The organism is Labrys wisconsinensis (assembly GCF_030814995.1).
Taxonomy (GTDB): Bacteria; Pseudomonadota; Alphaproteobacteria; order Rhizobiales; family Labraceae; genus Labrys; species Labrys wisconsinensis.
The window spans coordinates 218001-234548 of the sequence record NZ_JAUSVX010000004.1 but is presented as its reverse complement, the minus strand read 5'-3'; the positions used below and the strand labels follow the sequence as shown (position 1 = coordinate 234548).

General features: G+C 71.6%; 14 protein-coding genes. 1 reads left to right on the top strand and 13 read right to left on the bottom strand.

The annotated features are described in order from the left end of the window. Positions 1-41: 41 nt before the first annotated feature. From QO011_RS13730 to QO011_RS13670, 13 genes are all read right to left on the bottom strand, one after another. Positions 42-2930 (bottom strand): bifunctional [glutamine synthetase] adenylyltransferase/[glutamine synthetase]-adenylyl-L-tyrosine phosphorylase, encoded by a 2889-nt coding sequence (locus QO011_RS13730; protein WP_307272732.1) that lies wholly within the window; start codon positions 2928-2930, stop codon positions 42-44. Continuing rightward, positions 2927-4315 carry an ATP-binding protein gene (locus tag QO011_RS13725; RefSeq protein WP_307272730.1) on the bottom strand — a complete coding sequence of 463 codons (1389 nt, stop codon included), beginning with the start codon at positions 4313-4315 and terminating at the stop codon, positions 2927-2929. Before QO011_RS13725 ends, QO011_RS13730 begins: the two co-directional genes overlap by 4 nt. After that, positions 4299-4979, bottom strand: a complete 681-nt coding sequence (locus tag QO011_RS13720) for a response regulator transcription factor (protein WP_307272729.1) — start codon at positions 4977-4979, stop codon at positions 4299-4301. Before QO011_RS13720 ends, QO011_RS13725 begins: the two co-directional genes overlap by 17 nt. A 115-nt stretch (positions 4980-5094) precedes the next feature. Further along, a complete protein-coding gene (locus QO011_RS13715) occupies positions 5095-6630 on the bottom strand; it encodes a Do family serine endopeptidase (RefSeq protein WP_307272728.1) in 1536 nt (511 codons plus the stop codon). Positions 6631-6786: 156 nt separating this feature from the next. After that, positions 6787-7284, bottom strand: a complete 498-nt coding sequence (locus QO011_RS13710) for a cytochrome c-type biogenesis protein (RefSeq protein ID WP_307272726.1) — start codon at positions 7282-7284, stop codon at positions 6787-6789. A gap of 2 nt (positions 7285-7286) precedes the next feature. After that, a complete protein-coding gene (locus QO011_RS13705; protein ID WP_307272724.1) occupies positions 7287-9266 on the bottom strand; it encodes a heme lyase CcmF/NrfE family subunit in 1980 nt (659 codons plus the stop codon). Continuing rightward, complete coding sequence (gene ccmE / locus QO011_RS13700; RefSeq protein WP_307272721.1) at positions 9263-9718, bottom strand: cytochrome c maturation protein CcmE; 456 nt, start codon at positions 9716-9718, stop codon at positions 9263-9265. The genes QO011_RS13705 and ccmE overlap by 4 nt, the downstream gene beginning before the upstream one ends. Then, positions 9718-10839, bottom strand: a complete 1122-nt coding sequence (ccmI, locus tag QO011_RS13695) for a c-type cytochrome biogenesis protein CcmI (protein WP_307272719.1) — start codon at positions 10837-10839, stop codon at positions 9718-9720. Before ccmI ends, ccmE begins: the two co-directional genes overlap by 1 nt. Positions 10840-10973: 134 nt before the next feature. Next, the gene (locus QO011_RS13690; RefSeq protein ID WP_307272717.1) at positions 10974-12329 is read right to left on the bottom strand and encodes a hypothetical protein; all 1356 of its coding nucleotides are present in this window, start codon (positions 12327-12329) and stop codon (positions 10974-10976) included. Between the two features lie 202 nt (positions 12330-12531). Beyond that, positions 12532-12975, bottom strand: a complete 444-nt coding sequence (locus QO011_RS13685; RefSeq protein WP_307272715.1) for an RT0821/Lpp0805 family surface protein — start codon at positions 12973-12975, stop codon at positions 12532-12534. A 97-nt stretch (positions 12976-13072) separates the two neighbouring features. Continuing rightward, entirely contained in the window at positions 13073-14461 is a 1389-nt protein-coding gene (locus tag QO011_RS13680; RefSeq protein ID WP_307272712.1) for an ATP-binding protein, read from the bottom strand. Next, on the bottom strand, positions 14458-15132 hold the full coding sequence (locus QO011_RS13675) for a response regulator transcription factor (protein WP_307272710.1): 675 nt from the start codon (positions 15130-15132) through the stop codon (positions 14458-14460). Before QO011_RS13675 ends, QO011_RS13680 begins: the two co-directional genes overlap by 4 nt. Positions 15133-15140: 8 nt before the next feature. Then, positions 15141-15443 carry a PepSY domain-containing protein gene (locus QO011_RS13670; RefSeq protein ID WP_307272708.1) on the bottom strand — a complete coding sequence of 101 codons (303 nt, stop codon included), beginning with the start codon at positions 15441-15443 and terminating at the stop codon, positions 15141-15143. 272 nt (positions 15444-15715) lie between these two features. Here QO011_RS13670 and QO011_RS13665 point away from each other — a divergent pair, with 272 nt between their 5' ends. Next, on the top strand, positions 15716-16480 hold the full coding sequence (locus QO011_RS13665) for a S1 family peptidase (RefSeq protein WP_307272706.1): 765 nt from the start codon (positions 15716-15718) through the stop codon (positions 16478-16480). Positions 16481-16548 lie beyond the last annotated feature (68 nt).

The following is a 16548-nucleotide window of genomic DNA, read 5'->3' as shown; positions in this document are numbered from 1 at the left end:
CGGCACGAGCAGGTTCGGCCCGGCCGTGACCTCCGCGGCGCTCAGCCGACGATCGAACGGAAGATCGCCCGCACAGCCTTCTGGCGCTCGGCGATCGCGGCAGCGAGCACCTTGAAGTCGGGCTCGCCGCAGGACTCCGCCAGCAGGGACTTCAGCGCGTCCGGCGCCTCCGACAGGTCGATGTCGGCGCCGATGCAGACCCGCACGATCTGGGTGAGGCCGCCATAGAGGCGCCAGGCGCCGGCGAGCACCTCGTGGTCGCCGGCGGCGAGGACGCCGGCCGCCGCCGCCCGGTCGAGCGCCGCGCCGGTGTTGGTCGCCAGCATGGCGCTATGGCGCGGGGCATGGACGAGCTGCAGCGCCTGGGCGACGAATTCGACGTCGACCTGCCCGCCGGCCGCCTGCTTCAGATCCCAGCGGTCCTGCTCGCCCTTCTCTTCGGCGAGGAGGCGGCGCATCTCGCCGATGTCGCGCAGGGTCTTGGCCGCGTCCCGCGGCGTGGTCAGCACCTCGGCGATCAGAGCGCCGACGCGGGCCTGGAGCGCCGGGTCGCCGGCCACGGCGCGCGCCCGGGTCAGGGCCATATGCTCCCAGGTCCAGGCCTCGGTCCGCTGATAGTCGCCGAAGGCGTCGACATGCAGCGCGACGGGTCCCTTGCGTCCCGAGGGGCGCAGGCGCATGTCGACCGAGAACAGCGCCCCCTGCGCGGTCGGCGCCGACAGGGCCGCGATCAGGCGCTGGGTCAGCCGCGCGAACCAGACGCTCGGCGCGAGCGGGCGCGGCCCGGTGCTCTCCACCGCGCCCGGGGCATGGTCGTAGACCACGATGAGGTCGAGGTCAGAGGTCGCCGTCAGCTCCCGGCCGCCGAGCTTGCCCATGGCGAGGACGCAGACGGCGCCGCCGGGCAGCTCGCCATGGGCGGCGGCGAGCTCGGCGCGGACGAGAGCGACCAGCACGCGCACCATCACCGCCGCCAGCGCCGAGATCTCGGCCGCGGCCTGCAACGGCTTCAGGTCGCCGAACAGGAGGCGCGCACCGATGACGAACAGGCGCTCGCGGGCGAAGACGCGGGCGAGGTCGAGCCTGTCCTCATAGCCGTCGGCGACGGCGAGCGCGGCGTGGGCGCGCTCCTCCAGGGCCGGCTCGTCCGTGCCCTCGCCGGCCCCGGCGGGATCGAGCAGGCCGTCGAGGACATGCGGCCGGGCGGCGACGATCTCCGCCAGGCGCGGCGCCACCGCCAGGATGCGCGCCAGCGTGTCGAGCAGGCGGGTGTTGTTGCGCAGGATCGAGAACAGCTGGTAGCCCGAGGGCATGCGCGAGAGCAGGCCGTCGAAGGCCAGCAGCGCCTCGTCCGGCCGGCGGTCGCGCGCCAGGGCTTCGAGCAGCGCCGGCGTCAGCTCGGTCAGGTCCTCGCGGGCGCGGGCCGAGCGCATGGCGGGGTAGCGGCCGAAATGCCAGCCGCGGATGGTCTCGGCCACCCCCGCCGGGGCGGAGAAGCCGAGCCCGGCCAGCGTCTTCAGCGTCTCCGGGTCGTCGTCCTTTCCGGTGAACACCAGGCTGCCGGCGCTGCCGGCGAGCTCCGGCGCGGCCTCGAACAGCCGGCCGTAATGGTGCTGCACCGTCTCCAGGCGCCGGACCAGGGCGGCGGCGAAGGCGCTGCGGCTGCGATAGCCGGCAAAGCGCACGAAGCGCTCCAGCCGCTCGGGGTCGGCCGGCACGGCATGGGTCTGCTCGTCGGCCACCATCTGCAGGCGGTGCTCGAGCCCGCGCAGGAAGGCATAGGCCTCGGTGAGGTCGTCGCGCGCCTGGGCCGTGATCCAGCCGGCCTCGCACAGCGCCGCCAGCATGGCCACGGTCTCGCGCCCGCGCAGCTGCGGATTGCGCCCGCCGGCGATGAGCTGCTGGGTCTGCACGAAGAACTCGATCTCGCGGATGCCGCCGCGCCCGAGCTTGAGGTCGTGGCCGGCCACGGCGATGGTGCCGTGGCCCTTGTGCACATGGATCTGGCGCTTCATCGCGTGCACGTCGGCGATGGCGGCATAGTCGAGGTGCCGGCGCCAGATGAAGGGAGCGATGCCGCGCAGGAACTCGGCCCCGGCCGCCTTGTCGCCGGCGCAGGGGCGCGCCTTGATCAGCGCGGCGCGCTCCCAGTTCTGGCCGACGCTCTCGTAATAGCCGAAGGCCGCGGCGAAGGAGATGGCGACCGCGGTGGCCCCCGGGTCGGGCCTGAGCCTGAGGTCGACCCGGAAGACGTAACCGTCCGCCGTGCGCTCCGACAGGAGACGCACCAGCCCCTGCGTCAGCCGGACGAAGAACGGATTGGGCTCCAGCCCCTCGCGCAGCGGCGCGATATCCGGATCGTAGAGCACGATCAGGTCGATGTCGGAGGAATAGTTGAGCTCGCCGGCGCCATGCTTGCCCATGGCCAGGACCACCAGGCCGCTGCCGCGTTCGGGATCGGCCGGATCGGGCGGCAGGAAGCGGCCGGCGCGGACCGCCTCGGCCAGCAGCCAGCGCAGGGCGAGCGAGGTCGCGGCGTCGGCGGTGCGGGTCAGGGCGCCGGTCACCTCGGCGATGCCCCACACCCCGCCGAGATCGGCGAGGCCGATCAGCAGGGCCGCCTCCTGCTTGAGGCGGCGCAGCGCCCGCATGGCATCGTCGAGCGTCCCGGCCTCCTCGCAGGCGGCGCGCGCCACTGCCAGGGCGGCGTCGAGGGCCTCGCCGGGATCGGCGCGGAGCAGGCGGTCGAGCCGGGCCGGGTCGGCCAGGCACAGCTCCCACAGATAGGGCGAGCCGGCCGCCACGCCGACGAGCAGCGCCTCGGCCGCCGGATGGGCGGCGGCGAGGCCGCCGAGCTCGCCGAGCCGGGCGGCGGCCTGCTTGGTCCGCGCGGCCAGCGGTGCCGCGGCGAGGCTCCGCTCCAGGCTCATGTCGCGGCCGGCCGGTCGGGCAGCTCCAGGACGACACGCAGCCCCGGCGCATTGTCCTCGAGCCTGAGCGCGCCGCCGTGCAGCTTGGCGACGGCCGCGGCCAGCGACAGCCCCAGCCCCGACCCGGGCCGCGAGCGGCTGGCCTCCAGGCGCACGAAACGTTCCAGCACGCGATCGCGATCCTGCGGGGCGATGCCTTCGCCGGTGTCGGCCACGGCGATGCGCACCAGGCCGCCGGCGCTCGCGGCGCTGACGCGGACTTCGGGCTTCTCGCCCGTCGTGCCGTGCTTCAAGGCGTTGTCGACGAGATTGGCCACGGCCTGTCCGATCAGCTCCCGGTTCCCGCGCACGATGATCCGCGCCGGCGCCTCGACGACGAGGACGACGCCGCGTTCCTCCGCCACCGGTTCATAAAGCTCGGCGACGCCGTGCGCCACCTCGGCGGCATCGAACTCGCTCATCGCCGTCTCGATCTGTCCGGCTTCGGCGCGGGCGATCATCAGGAGCGCGTTGAACGTGCCGATCAGCCGATCGGATTCCTCGATCGTCTTCTCCAGCGCCTCGCGGTAGTCCTCCTCGGTCTTCGACGCGCGCAGCGCCTCCTCGGCGCGGTTGCGCAGACGCGTCAGCGGCGTCTTCAGATCGTGGGCGATGTTGTCGGAGACCTCCTTGAGGCCGACCATCAGCTCCTGGATGCGGTCGAGCATGGTGTTGGTCGTCGTGGCGAGACGGTCGATCTCGTCGTTGGTGCCGGCGACGGCAAGGCGCCGCGACAGGTCGCCCTCGACGATGGAGCGGCTGGTCTCGTTGATGTCGTCGAGCCGGTGCAGCACGCGCCGGGTGACGAACCAGCCGCCGGCGACGCCGAGGATGACGATGAAGCCCGCCGACCACAGCGAAGCCGTCGCCATGATGGCGCGCACGCGATGCTGCTCCTCCAGGTCCAGGCCGACCAGCAGCTTGTAGCCGTCCTGCAGCGCGAACACGCGCACCAGCGCGGTGCGGTTCTGCGCGCTGGCGTCGTTGTAGCGGGTGTACGGCACCTCGTTCCAGCCGGACTTGTCGAAGACGTCGTCGGGAAGCGAGGAGACGTTGCCGGCGAGCGCATCGCTCTCCGGCGTGATCAGGAGGTAGAGCAGGGATCCGGGCTGGCGCGAGCGGCGCTCGATCGCCGAGACCAGCCGCACGATGCCGCCCTGGTTGTACTCGTCGGCGAGGGCGGCGATCTCGCTGTCGATCGAGCTGTTGATCTGGGCCCCGAGCAGGCGTTCGGCGTTCCAGAAGAAGTAGCCGAGCAGGCCCGCGGCAAAGAGCGTGAACACCAGGAGGTACACGGCCATCAGCTTGAAGGCCGTGGTGCGGACGAGCTTACCGAGCGCCGTCACGAATCATGTACCCGGCGCCGCGCACCGTGTGCAGCAACGGCTTGTCGAAGCCCTTGTCGACCTTGGAGCGCAGGCGCGAGACGTGCACGTCGATGACGTTGGTGCCGGGATCGAAGTGATAGTCCCAGACATTCTCCAGGAGCATGGTCCGCGTCACCACCTGCCCGGCGTTCTTCATGAGATATTCGAGCAGGCGGAACTCGCGCGGCTGCACGTCGATCTCGGCGCCGCCCCGCCGCACCACGTGCGAGAGCCGGTCGAGCTCGAGATCGCCGACGCGGTAGACCGTCTCCTCCGTCCGGCCGGGCCGCCGTCGGGCGAGGACCTCGACCCGCGCCAGCAGCTCGGCGAAGGAATAGGGCTTCGGCAGGTAGTCGTCGCCGCCCGCCCGCAGGCCCTTGACGCGGTCGTCGACGTCGCCGAGGGCGGAGAGGATCAGCACGGGCGTGTCGAAGGACTCGGCGCGCAGCCGCTCGATCAGCGTCAGGCCGTCGAGCTTGGGCAGCATGCGATCGACGACCAGGACGTCATAGGGCCCGTCCTTGGCCATGGCATAGGCGTCGAGGCCGTCGGCCGCATGGTCGGCGACGTGCCCGGTCTCGGTGAAGGCCTTGAGGAGGTAGGACGCCGCCTCGCGGTCGTCCTCGACAATCAGAATCCGCATGTCAGGCATTGTAGCTGAACCCTGAAAAAACGGCAGGCCGGGGGAGGCCTGCCGTTCACCAACGGACCGCCGGGTGGGCTTGGGGATTACTCGCCGGCGGCCCGGGTTCGAAACGTCAGCCCTTGGCGACGGGCACGGCGACGAAGCGCACGCTGTCGCCGTTGGTGACCCGCATCAGCACCGTCTTGCGGCCGTCGCTCTTGGCGACCTTGATGCCGTCGCGGACATCGGCAACGCTGCGCACCGGCTTGCCGCCGACGTCGACGATCACGTCGCCGGCCCTGAGCCGATCGGCCGCCGCGCCGGACGGATCGACGTCGGTGACGACGACACCCTTGCCGCCGGAGCCCGGCACGCTGGCGGCGGGCGCGAGCTGCAGGCCGAGGCCGGCCACCGCGCCCGACGCATCGTCGGGCTGGTCACGGCCGTCCTGGGCGGCGCTCGCCATCTGGCGGTCCGCCGGCAGCTTGGCGGTCTGCACCGCGATCGAGGTCTCCTTGCCGTCGCGCCACACCGTCAGGTTGGCGTCCACGCCAGGCTTGATGTCGGCGATCGCCCGGGCGAGTTCGCGCGGGCCGGCGACCGGCTGGCCGTTGACCGCGGTGATGGCATCGCCCGTCTTCAGGCCGGCCTTGGCCGCGGGAGCGTCACGGGTGACGTCGGCGACGATCGCGCCCTCGGCCTTCTTCAGGCCGATGCTCTCGGCGATGTCGGCGGTGACCGGCTGGATCTGCACGCCGATCCAGCCGCGCGTCACCTGGCCGTCGGCCTTGAGGGCGGCGACGACGCGCTGCACCGTGTCGGCCGGAATGGCGAAGCCGATGCCGACGCTGCCGCCGGAGGGCGAGAAGATGGCGGTGTTGACGCCGATCACCCGGCCGTTGAGGTCGAAGGTCGGGCCGCCCGAGTTGCCCCGGTTCACCGGCGCATCGATCTGGATGAAGTCGTCATAGGGGCCAGAGCCGATGTCGCGGCCGCGAGCCGAGACGATGCCGGCGGTCACGGTGCCGCCGAGGCCGAAGGGGTTGCCGACGGCGATCACCCAGTCGCCGACCCGCGGCACCTGCGCGGACAGGTCGACATAGGGGAAGTTGCCATCATCCTTGACCTTGAGCAGGGCAAGGTCGGTCTTGGGGTCGGTGCCGATCACCTTGGCGGTGTAGGTCTTGCCGCCGTCGGTGACGACGTCGACCTCGGTGGCGTGGTCCACCACGTGGTTGTTGGTGACGATATAGCCGTCGGAGGAGATGAAGAAGCCCGAGCCCTGGGCCATGCCGAACTGCTTGCGGGGCCTGTTGGGCGTCAGGCCCTCGCCGCCCTGGCCGAAGCCGAACTGCTTGAAGAAGCGGAACATCGGATCATCCGGCGAGATGCTCGGACCGGTGTCGCTCATGTTCTCGGCCGTGACGGTCTTGACCTTCACGGAGACGACGGCGGGGCGCACCTTCTCCACCACGTCGGCGAAGCTGAAGGGCTGGGCGTGCACGAGCTGGGACTGCGACTGGGCATAGGCCGGCGTCGAAGGCTGCATCACCAGGATGTCGCTCGCCGCCAGGCCGAGAACGCCGAGGCCGAAGACACCGGCCATCAGCGTCCTGCGGTGGCGCGCCAGAAATCCCGGCTTGACCGTGGATTGGGTTTCAGTGGTCATCGAAGCTCACTCCTTGCCTGCTGGGCAGGACCTTGCGAACAGGGGCGACGCATCGGCGTCGTTGGAATGGATCATGGGTCGCCCCACATTACGGCGCTTTGAACGCCGGATTACTCTTTCGTAAGCTTGTTTCCGGGGCGCGTACGATCGCGCCGGTCAGGGCCGGCCGACGATCTCGTCGAGCCGGCGCTGCTCCTCGTCGGTGAGCGGTGACGGCGCGGCCTGGCGGCGGCGCGCCGCCACGAGGGCGCCGGCGAGGCCGGCCAGCAGCAGCGCGAAGGGCGCGGTCCACAGGATCACGGTGCGCCATTCCAGCGGCGGCTTCAGCAGGATGAAGTCGCCGTAGCGCTGCACCAGGAAATCCTTCACCTGAGCATCGCTGTCTCCGGCCACGAGGCGCTCGCGCACCAGGATGCGCAAGTCCTTGGCGAGCGGAGCATCGGAATCGTCGATCGACTGGTTCTGGCAGACCATGCAGCGCAGCTCCGCCGAGAGCGCCCGCGCCCGCGCCTCGAGCGCGGGCTGCTTCAGCATCTCGTCGGGCTGGACCGCGAGGGCGGGAGACGCGAGCACCGCTGCGGCAAGCAGCACGGCGGCGAGACCCTGGCCGCCGGCACGGCGCAGGCCCCCTCGAAAGGTCCGGCGAAGCACCATGATCATTCCGCCGGCTGCAGGCCGAGGGCCTTGCGGGCCGGCCGCGGCGCGCCGACGCGCAGGCGCCGGTCCGACAGGGAGAGCGTGCCGCCGGCCGCCATCACCACGCAGCCGAGCCAGATCAGCGTCACCAGCGGCTTGTCGTAGAGCCGGACGGCAACGGCGCCGTCGGGCTGGGCGTCGCCGAGGGCGACATAGACCTGGTCGAACCAGAAGCTCACGATGCCGGTCTCGGTCGTGGGCATCTGCCGCGCGGGATAGAAGCGCTTGGAGGCCTCGACCTCGCTCACCACCAGGCCGCCCCGGCGGATGGCGAAACGAGCGACCATGTCGTCGTAGTTGGGGCCCTTGCGCGGCACCGAGCCCACATAGGTCGCCTGATAGCGCCCGAACGTGGCGACGTCGCCCGGCTTCATCGCCACCACGGCCTCGGCATGCCAGGCGGTCGCGGCAATGCCCAGCAGCGTGATGCCCATGCCGCAATGGGCGAGGGCCGTGCCATAGGCCGAGCGCGGCAGCCCGGCGGCGCGGCTGAGGCTCGTGGCGAGCGGGCCGCGCAGCAGCCTGACCCGCTCGGCGATCTCCACCAGCGCGCCGATCATGACGAAGGCGGCGAGGCCGATGCCGAAGGGGGCGAGCACCGGACCGCCATAGGTGGCCCAGAGCGTCGCCGCCGTCACCAGGACGGCGATGGCGAAGGCAAGGCCGAGGCGCTGGGTCACACCCCGCAGGTCGCCGCGCTTCCAGGCCAGGAACGGGCCGAACGGCATGAACAGCATCAGGCCGAGCATCAGCGGGCCGAAGGTCAGGTCGAAGAAGGGCGGCCCGACCGAGATCTTGCCGCCGGTCAAGGCTTCGAGCACCAGCGGATAGAGCGTGCCGAAGAACACCGCCGCGCAGCTCGCCGTCAGCAGGAGGTTGTTGAGGACCAGCGCCCCTTCCCGCGAGACCGGCGCGAAGATGCCGCCCTGGCGCAGGGCCGGCGCGCGCCAGGCGAACAGCGCCAGGCCGCCGCCGATGAAGGCGATCAGGATGGCGAGGATGAAGACGCCGCGGGTCGGATCGGTGGCGAAGGCGTGGACCGAGGTCAGCACGCCCGAGCGCACCAGGAAGGTGCCGAGCAGCGACAGCGAGAAGGTCAGGATCGCCAGCAGCACGGTCCAAACCTTGAGGGCCTCGCGCTTCTCCATGACCACGGCGGAATGGAGCAGCGCCGTGCCGGCGAGCCAGGGCATGAGCGAGGCGTTCTCCACCGGATCCCAGAACCAGAAGCCGCCCCAGCCGAGCTCGTAATAGGCCCAGTAGGAGCCCATGGCGATGCCGAGGGTCAGGAAGATCCAGGCGGTGAGGATCCAGGGCCGCACCCAGCGCGCCCAGGCCGCGTCGATGCGTCCCTCGATCAGGGCGGCGGCGGCGAAGGCGAAGACGATGGAGAAGCCGACATAGCCGAGATAGAGCAGCGGCGGATGGATGGCGAGGCCGATGTCCTGCAGCACCGGGTTGAGGTCGGCGCCCTGCATCGGCGCCGGTGCCAGGCGGGCGAAGGGGTTGGAGGTGCACAGGACGAACAGCAGGAAGGCCGCCGTCACCCAGGCCTGCACCGCCAGGGCGGTCGCCTTCATCGTCGCCGGCAGGGTGCGGGCGAAAGCCGCGACCAGCGCGCCGAACAGCGTCAGGATCAGCACCCAGAGCAGCATCGAGCCCTCGTGGTTGCCCCAGACGCCGGTGACCTTGTAGAGCATCGGCTTGTCGGAATGGGAGTTCTCGACCACGTTGACCAGCGAGAAGTCCGACGTGACGTGGGCATGGACCAGGGCAGCGAAGGACAGGCCGATCAGGCCGAACTGGACCAGCGCCGCTGACGTGCCGAGACGCATCAGCGCCATGTCCCCGGTCCGCGCGCCCCACAGCGGCAGGACGGACTGCAGGATGGCGAGGGCCAGGGCGAGGACGAGAGCGTAGTGGCCGATCTCGGCGATCATGGCTTCTTCCCGTAGTTGGCGCCTTCCTCCCAGCGCCCCTGCGCCTTCAGGGCGTCGGCCACTTCCTTGGGCATGTATTTCTCGTCGTGCTTGGCCAGGAGCGTGTCTGCGTGGAACACGCCCCCGGTGTCGATCACGCCCTCCGCCACCACGCCCTGCCCCTCGCGGAACAGGTCGGGGATGATGCCGGAATAGGTCACCCGAACCGTCTTGTTCATGTCGGTGACGGTGAAGGCCACGGACGTGGCATCATCGCGCACCACGGAGCCTTTTTCCACCAGCCCGCCGAGGCGCAGGCGCTGGCCCGGCTGGATTGCCTTCTCCACGATATCGGTGGGCGAGGCGAAGAAGGCGATCGAGCTGCTCAGCGCGGTCAGCACGAGGCCGACCGCCACCGCCAGCACCGCCATGGCCGAGCCGATCAGGACGAGACGCCTTTGCCTGCGAGTCATCATCCCTCCAGCCCCAGTCCCTTGACCAGGTCGTTGAACGTCTTCAGCGCATCCGGAGAGGCCGACAGCGCCTTGCGCCCGTCCACGACGGCGGTCGCGGCCTTGTCCTTGTCGCCGAGCACGCTGTAGGCGCGCACCAGCTTGCTCCAATCCTCCAGGCTGCCGCCGCCGGACTTCAGGCGCTCCGCCAGGCCCTCGACCATGCCGCGGACCATGCGGGCGCGATCCTCGGGCGTCATCTGCTGGGCGGCCGCGACCTCTTCCGCCGACGGCCCCCCGGCCGTGTCCGGCGCCGGGGCGCCGCCGACCCGGGCGATCTCGCGGCGCAGGAAGGCGGCCGTCTGCGAGGCGGCGGGCGCGCGGGCGAGCAGCGCGGTCCAGTCGGCAAGGGCGCCCTGCTTGTCGCCGTCCTGCTCCTTGGCGAGCCCGAGATAATAGCCAGCCCTGGCGTCGTCGGGCTGCAGGGCGACGGCGCGCTCGAAGGCCTTGCGGGCGTCGGCGGTGACGACATTGCTGGCGGCGACCGTGACGGCCTCGCCATAATCGCTCTCGCGCCTGGCGGTCGAGCCCAGGATGCGCAGGGCATTGCCATAGGCCTGCACCGCATCGTCGGCGCGGCCGGCGCGCAGATAGATCGGCGCCAGCACTTCCCAGGCCCGGCCGTCCTGCGGGTTCTTGGCCAGCATGGCCTCGACGCGCGCCACGAGCTCGTCGAGCGACAGCGTGTCGGGCGACGCCTCCAGACGCGCCTCGAGCGGCTGGTCCGGCAGGCTCGGCGAGCCGACGAAGCCATAGACGCCGAGCCCCAGGGCCGGGATCGCGACGAGGACGGCGAGCGCGGCGGCGCGCTGGCGCGTCCGCGACGGCCTCGCTGCCGTCGCGCCCCGCCCCGCGGCATCCGCGGCGATCAGGCGGCGCGAGATCTCGATGCGGGCGGCCTCGGCCTCGGCGCCGCCGATCAGGCCGCGGTCGCGGTCTCGCTCGACCTCGGCCAGTTGGTCCTTGTAGACGGCGATGTCGCCGGCATGGCCGTCGGGCGCGGCGTCGCGCCGGGCGAGCGGCCAGAGCAGCGCCAGGGCGGCCGCGCCGGTCATCACTGCGATTACGATCCAGAACACCATGCCTCGAGCCCAGAGCACGCCGGCTTACGCCATGACCGTGCCAATGTCAGACTGGCATCATGTCACATGGTGCGCCGCGAGCGGGGTGCTTCTTCGCACCGCAGGCCATGCGGCGCAATGCCGGCGTTCCGCGCTCACCCCGCCCTGGCAAGCGGCCGCACCTCGGCCGCGGCGACGTCGACGGCCTTCTGCAGCAGCGTGGCATACTCGGCCCCGAGGACCCGCCGGGCGATCCGCACCGCCGCCTCGAGCTGCTGCAGCCGGAAGGCCCGGTCGTCGCCCACCGATCCGCGCAATCCGTCGAGCAGCGGCCTGAGGCTCGCTTCCAGGAAGGCGGCGAGGCGCGAGATCACCCGGAGCGTCGCCTCGTTGAGCGCGAGCTCGGCGGCATGATCCTTGGCGATGACGAGGAGATCGAGGCCGGCTTCGATCGCGGCGAATTCGCCGGCGTCGAATGCGCCGCCGCCGTCGAGCTCGCGATACCAGGGCGCCCTGAGGATGCGCCTGACCCGGCCCGGCAGCTCCTCCAGCTCGGGGCGCAGCACCTGCGCCATGCGCGAGCGCGCCGCGCCCATGCGCTTCATCCAGCCGATCTCCGGGCCCATGGCGATGTGGTCGACGATGGCCCGCACGCTGGCGGCGAAATCGGTGGCCGCGAGGGCGAGCCGCGCCGTGCGGCGGCCCCGCCGCTCCGCCTGGGCGCGCACCACGAGGCGCTCCAGCTCGCAGAGCAGCAGCTCCATCACGACGCGGAAGGAGGATTGGCCGAGCCGCAGCGCCTCGCGGCTCTCCACCGCCAGCACCGCCACCTGGAGGATCTGCCAGGGATGGGTCAGCCGGCCCATGACCAGGGCGACCGCATAGGGCAGCAGCATGGCGTCGCCGCGCGCGAAGGGGACCAGGGCCTCGAGGATGAAGGCGGCCTCCTCCTCGTCCAGCTGGCGGATCGGCCCGCGGATCCGCTCGCCCAGAGCCCGCAGCGTCTCGCGGTGCTCCATCACCGTCATCATGTCGCGCAGGTCCTCCAGCACCGCCTGGCCGCCGACCAGCACGGAGAACCGGTGCAGCACCGCCTCGTCATGGGAGGCCACGGCCCGGCGGATCGCCGGCAGCAGCGCCTTCTGCAGCTGCGCGGCCTGCTCGTGCGCCCGCGCCACGTCCCGGTCCAGCAAGGCGGTGACCACCTCGGCCTGGTAGGCGGCCATCTCGGCCGCGGCGAGGTCGTGGCAGAGCCAGTCCCAGATATGATTGAGCGAGGTCCGCGCGATGCGGCCGACCCATTTGCGCGGCAATTGCTCGTCGATGAGGAAGGGCTCGAGCACCGCGAAGAAGCAGCGCCGCGGATTGCCCAGGCGCGGCGGCGTCTGCTGGCGGGCGGCGAGCACGGCGACCAGGGCGCGGATCGTCAGGCCCGAGCCGGGAAAGTCGTGGCCGGCGAGCTGGTCGCGCTCGAGCAGGTCGAGCAGCTGGAGGCACGGCTCGTCCGGCAATGTGGACAGGAAACGCCACAGGCGCTCCGCAGCGCCGCCGGCGGCAGTCGAGCCTTCCTGCGCCGCATTGTCGTCGATGGCAGCCTCCCGAGCCGGCTCTTGCGGGCCGCCGCAGCCCGACCGCAGCCCCCGCCCCGGCGCGGCCCAGGATAGGCGGCAGGCGTTAACCGCCGGTATCCCCGCGGGCGAAGGCTCCGGCGCTTCAGCCGCTGCGGCGCCAGGCGCCGTCGGGCTGGCGGCAGGCCGTGGCACGCCCCGTCTGCGGCACCCCGTCAATATAGACGGTCTGGCTGAACGGCCGGCAGGTCTGGCCGTTCTGGGTGAAGACCGGGCCGGCCGCCACAGAGCCGTAGCGCGCGGTGCTGGCGGCGCTGCGCCAGGTCACCGGCTTGCCGGAGCCGGAGGCGTCGAGAGCCTGGCGCTCGGCGCTGGCGGCGAGCTGACGGTCGGCGGCATCGAGCCCGGCCAGGGTGGGATTGTCGGTATCGGTCCCGGGCGCCGTGGCGAGCGCGACCACGGGCTTCGGCGCCGAGGCCTCGCTGCCGCAGCCCGCCAGCCCCAGCCCGCTGCCGAGAGCCAAGGCTGCGGCGAACCAGCGTCCCGCCGCCCCATGACGGCCCCTGAGCCGTCCCTTCAGATCGCACATGCCGCAAGCTCCCATGGTTGCGTCCACAGAATCGGCGTCGAGCCTAACCGCTCTTGCGCGGGCTTGGAACCGCCCGATCGCCACGACCGCCGTCCCGTCACCGGCTCACCGCCGGCAGCTCCAGCACGGCCCTGACGCCACCCGAGGGCGCCGCCTCCAGGCGGAAGCGGCCGCGATAGAGCAGGACGAGATCGGTGACGATGGCCAGGCCGAGGCCGGCACCGGGCTTGGTCTCGTCCAGGCGGCGGCCACGATGGGCGACCTCGTCGCGCTTTTCCGCCGGCAGGCCCGGCCCGTCGTCGTCGATGACCAGGATCGCGACCGCGGCGCCGGCCTGGTCCGCGGCACGGGCGGCGATCTCGACCCGCGAGGCCGCCCATTTGCAGGCATTGTCGACGAGGTTGCCGACCATCTCCTCCAGGTCCTGCCGCTCGCCGCGGAAGCGCAAGCCCTCCGCCATGGCGACATGGATGGTCAGGCCCTTGTCGCGGTGGATCTTTTCCATCGCCCGCACCAGCCCGTCGACCACCGGCGCGACCTCGGTGACCGTGCCGACGACGCTGACGGCGGCGGCGATGCGGGCGCGCTGCAGGTGGTGGTCGATCTGCTCGCGCATCACCGCGACCTGCTGCAGCATCTTGCCCGGCATGCCCGCGGGCGAGGCGGCCTCGGCCTCGTTGGCGATGACCGAGAGCGGCGTCTTGAGGGCATGCGCCAGATTGCCGACATGGGTGCGGGCGCGCTCCACCACCTGGCGGTTGGAATCGACCAGCGCGTCGAGCTCGCGCGCCAGCGGTGCGATCTCGTCCGGCAGGTCGGGCGGCAGCTTCTCGGCGCGGCCGGCCCGCATGGCGGCGAGCGTCTGGCTCATGCGCTTGAGCGGCAGCAGGCCGAATCGCACCTGCAGCAGCGTCGAGCCGACCAGGCCGACGCCGAGGAAGGCGAAGGTCATGAGCAGGGCGCGCTGGAAATCGGCGATCTCGGCATCGATCTCGTCGGCCGGCCCGGCCACGGTGATGCGGTAGCGGCCGTCCTCGCCGAGGTCGATCAGGCGCTCGACGGCACGCAGCCGTCGCCCGTCCGGCCCGTTGATATAGGCCTCGCGCACGCCGCCCTCCTCGGCCGGCACGCCGAGCTCCTCCAGGCTCGGCAGCGAGGCTTCGAACAGCGACTTGGAGCCGTTGCTGTCGCCGCGCTCGCCGCCGTTCTCGGCCTTGTCGATCCGGCTGATCTGCCAGTACCAGCCCGACAGGGGCAGCTCGAAACGCGGCTCGCCGAGCGCTCCCGGCGCGGTGCGGTCGCCGACGTCGCGACGGGCGAGGTCGGCGACCAGCGTCTTGAGATAGACGTGCAGGCGCTCGTCGAACGCCTTCTCGGTGGCGTGCTGGTAGTAGGAGACCAGCAGCAGGCCGGCGATGAGGAGCACGGCGACGACCCAGGCCGCGGCCGAGGCGAAGAGGCGGAACGCCAGCGACCGGGTGGTCATCCGCGCAGCGTGTCGGGTGGCGCGAGGATGTAGCCCATGCCGCGCACGGTCTGGATCACATCGACGCCGAGCTTCTTGCGCAAGCGGCCGACAAACACCTCGATCGTGTTGGAATCACGATCGAAATCCTGATCGTAGAGGTGTTCCACCAGCTCGGTGCGCGACACCACGCGCCCGGTATGGTGCATGAGGTAGGCGAGCAGCCTGTATTCGTGCGAGGTCAGCTTGACCGGATTGCCGTCGACCACCACCCGCCCGGCCCGGGCGTCGAGCCGCACCGGGCCGCAGACGAACTCGTTCGTGGCATGGCCGGTGGTGCGGCGGATCAGGGCGCGCAGGCGCGCCAGCACCTCCTCCATGTGGAAGGGCTTGGCCACATAGTCGTCGGCGCCGGAATCGAAGCCCTGGACCTTGTCGGACCAGCGGTCGCGGGCGGTGAGAATCAGCACGGGCATCGCCCGCCCGGCTCGGCGCCAGCGCTCCAGCACGGTGATGCCGTCGATTCGCGGCAGGCCGACATCGAGGACCACGGCGTCGTAGGGCTCGGTATCGCCAAGGAAATGCCCCTCCTCGCCGTCATAGGCGCGGTCGACGGCATAGCCCGCATCCTCGAGGGCCTGCACGATCTGGCGGTTGAGATCGTGGTCGTCCTCGACCACCAGAAGACGCATCGCTCACCCTATTTCTTGCCCAGCACGGCACCGGAGCGCGCGTCGACGGACACGCGGATCACGCGTCCATCAGCACCGAGAATTGTGACGACATAACGGTAAGCGTTGCCGACGGCGCACAGCCGCCCGTCGATGGGCTCGCCCTCGACGACCGCCGTGGCCGCACGCACCGCCTTGAGGGTCGGGATGATCTGGCCGGCCTGGACCATCTTGCGCGCCTGCGGGATCGGCAGGCACTCCGCCGCGAAGGCACTCCCGCCGACGAGGGCGAGCAGGGCGGCGGTGACCAGGCTGCGGCAGAGCTGAAGCATCGTCGCACTATGCACATTCGGCAGTGAACCCGCTATGAACAAAGAGCCGGCCGCAAGCGCTTGTCCACGTTGGGAATAGCGGCCTTGCCGGGACGCGGGCGACGGCAGGGCACGGAACGGCCGCCACCGGGCGGACCATCCGGGAAAAGCAAACCCGCTCAGGAGGTTGCACGATGAGCCGGCTAAAGTACCTGCAGAGACGCGCGCGCCGTCTCCGGGCGGCGATGCGCCCGGTCATTGACAAAGCCCCGCCGTCCCGCCAAGGCAGCGGCATGCGCCGTCTCATCCCCCTCCTCGCCGCCCTCGCCCTGGCCCCGGCCGCCCCTGCGCAAGCCGTCGTCGGCGGGCAGGCGGCCGAGGCCGGCACGGCGGCGCAGGTGGTGATGATCGTCTCGGACCGCGGCAGCTTCTGCTCGGCCGCCGTGCTCGGGCCGCGGCTGCTGCTCACCGCCGGCCATTGCGTGCGCCCCGGGGCCAACTACCGGCTCCTGACCTATGCGGGCGCTCAGCCGGTCCTCGGCGAGCTCACGGCGATCACCTTGCATCCCCAGTTCGACCCGGCGGCCTATGCCAAGCGCCGCTTCGTCGTCGACCTGGCGCTGGCGACGCTCAAGGCGCCGCTGCCCGGCGGCTATGCCCCGATCGCGCTGCCGTCCACGCCCGAGGCCGGGGTGATGGGCGCGCGCTACAGCTTTGCCGGGTTCGGCCTTTCGGTCCGCGGCGACGGCAAGACCGGCGGCACGCTGCGGCAGGCGACGCTGACGGGCGTGCCGCTGCAGTCGCGCATCCAGCTGCGCCTGCAGGATCCCGGCAAGCGCGAGATCGGGGCCTGCCAGGGCGATTCCGGCGGACCGGTCTTCCGCGTCAGCGACGCTGCGGGTGCGGCGACGGCGCCGGTCCTCGTCGGCGTCCTCGGCTCGGCGCTCGGCGAGGAAGGCCAGCGCGGCTGCGGCGGCTTCACCGGCGTGGCGCTGATCGGCACCGCCCTGCCCTGGATCCGTCAGGCGGCAGCCCGGCTCGGCGCGCCGCTGCCGTGACCTGCGGCAGGTCGCCGCGAAGACGGTTTCTTCATCATCGACGTTTCATGCTGGCGCATGAACGCGGC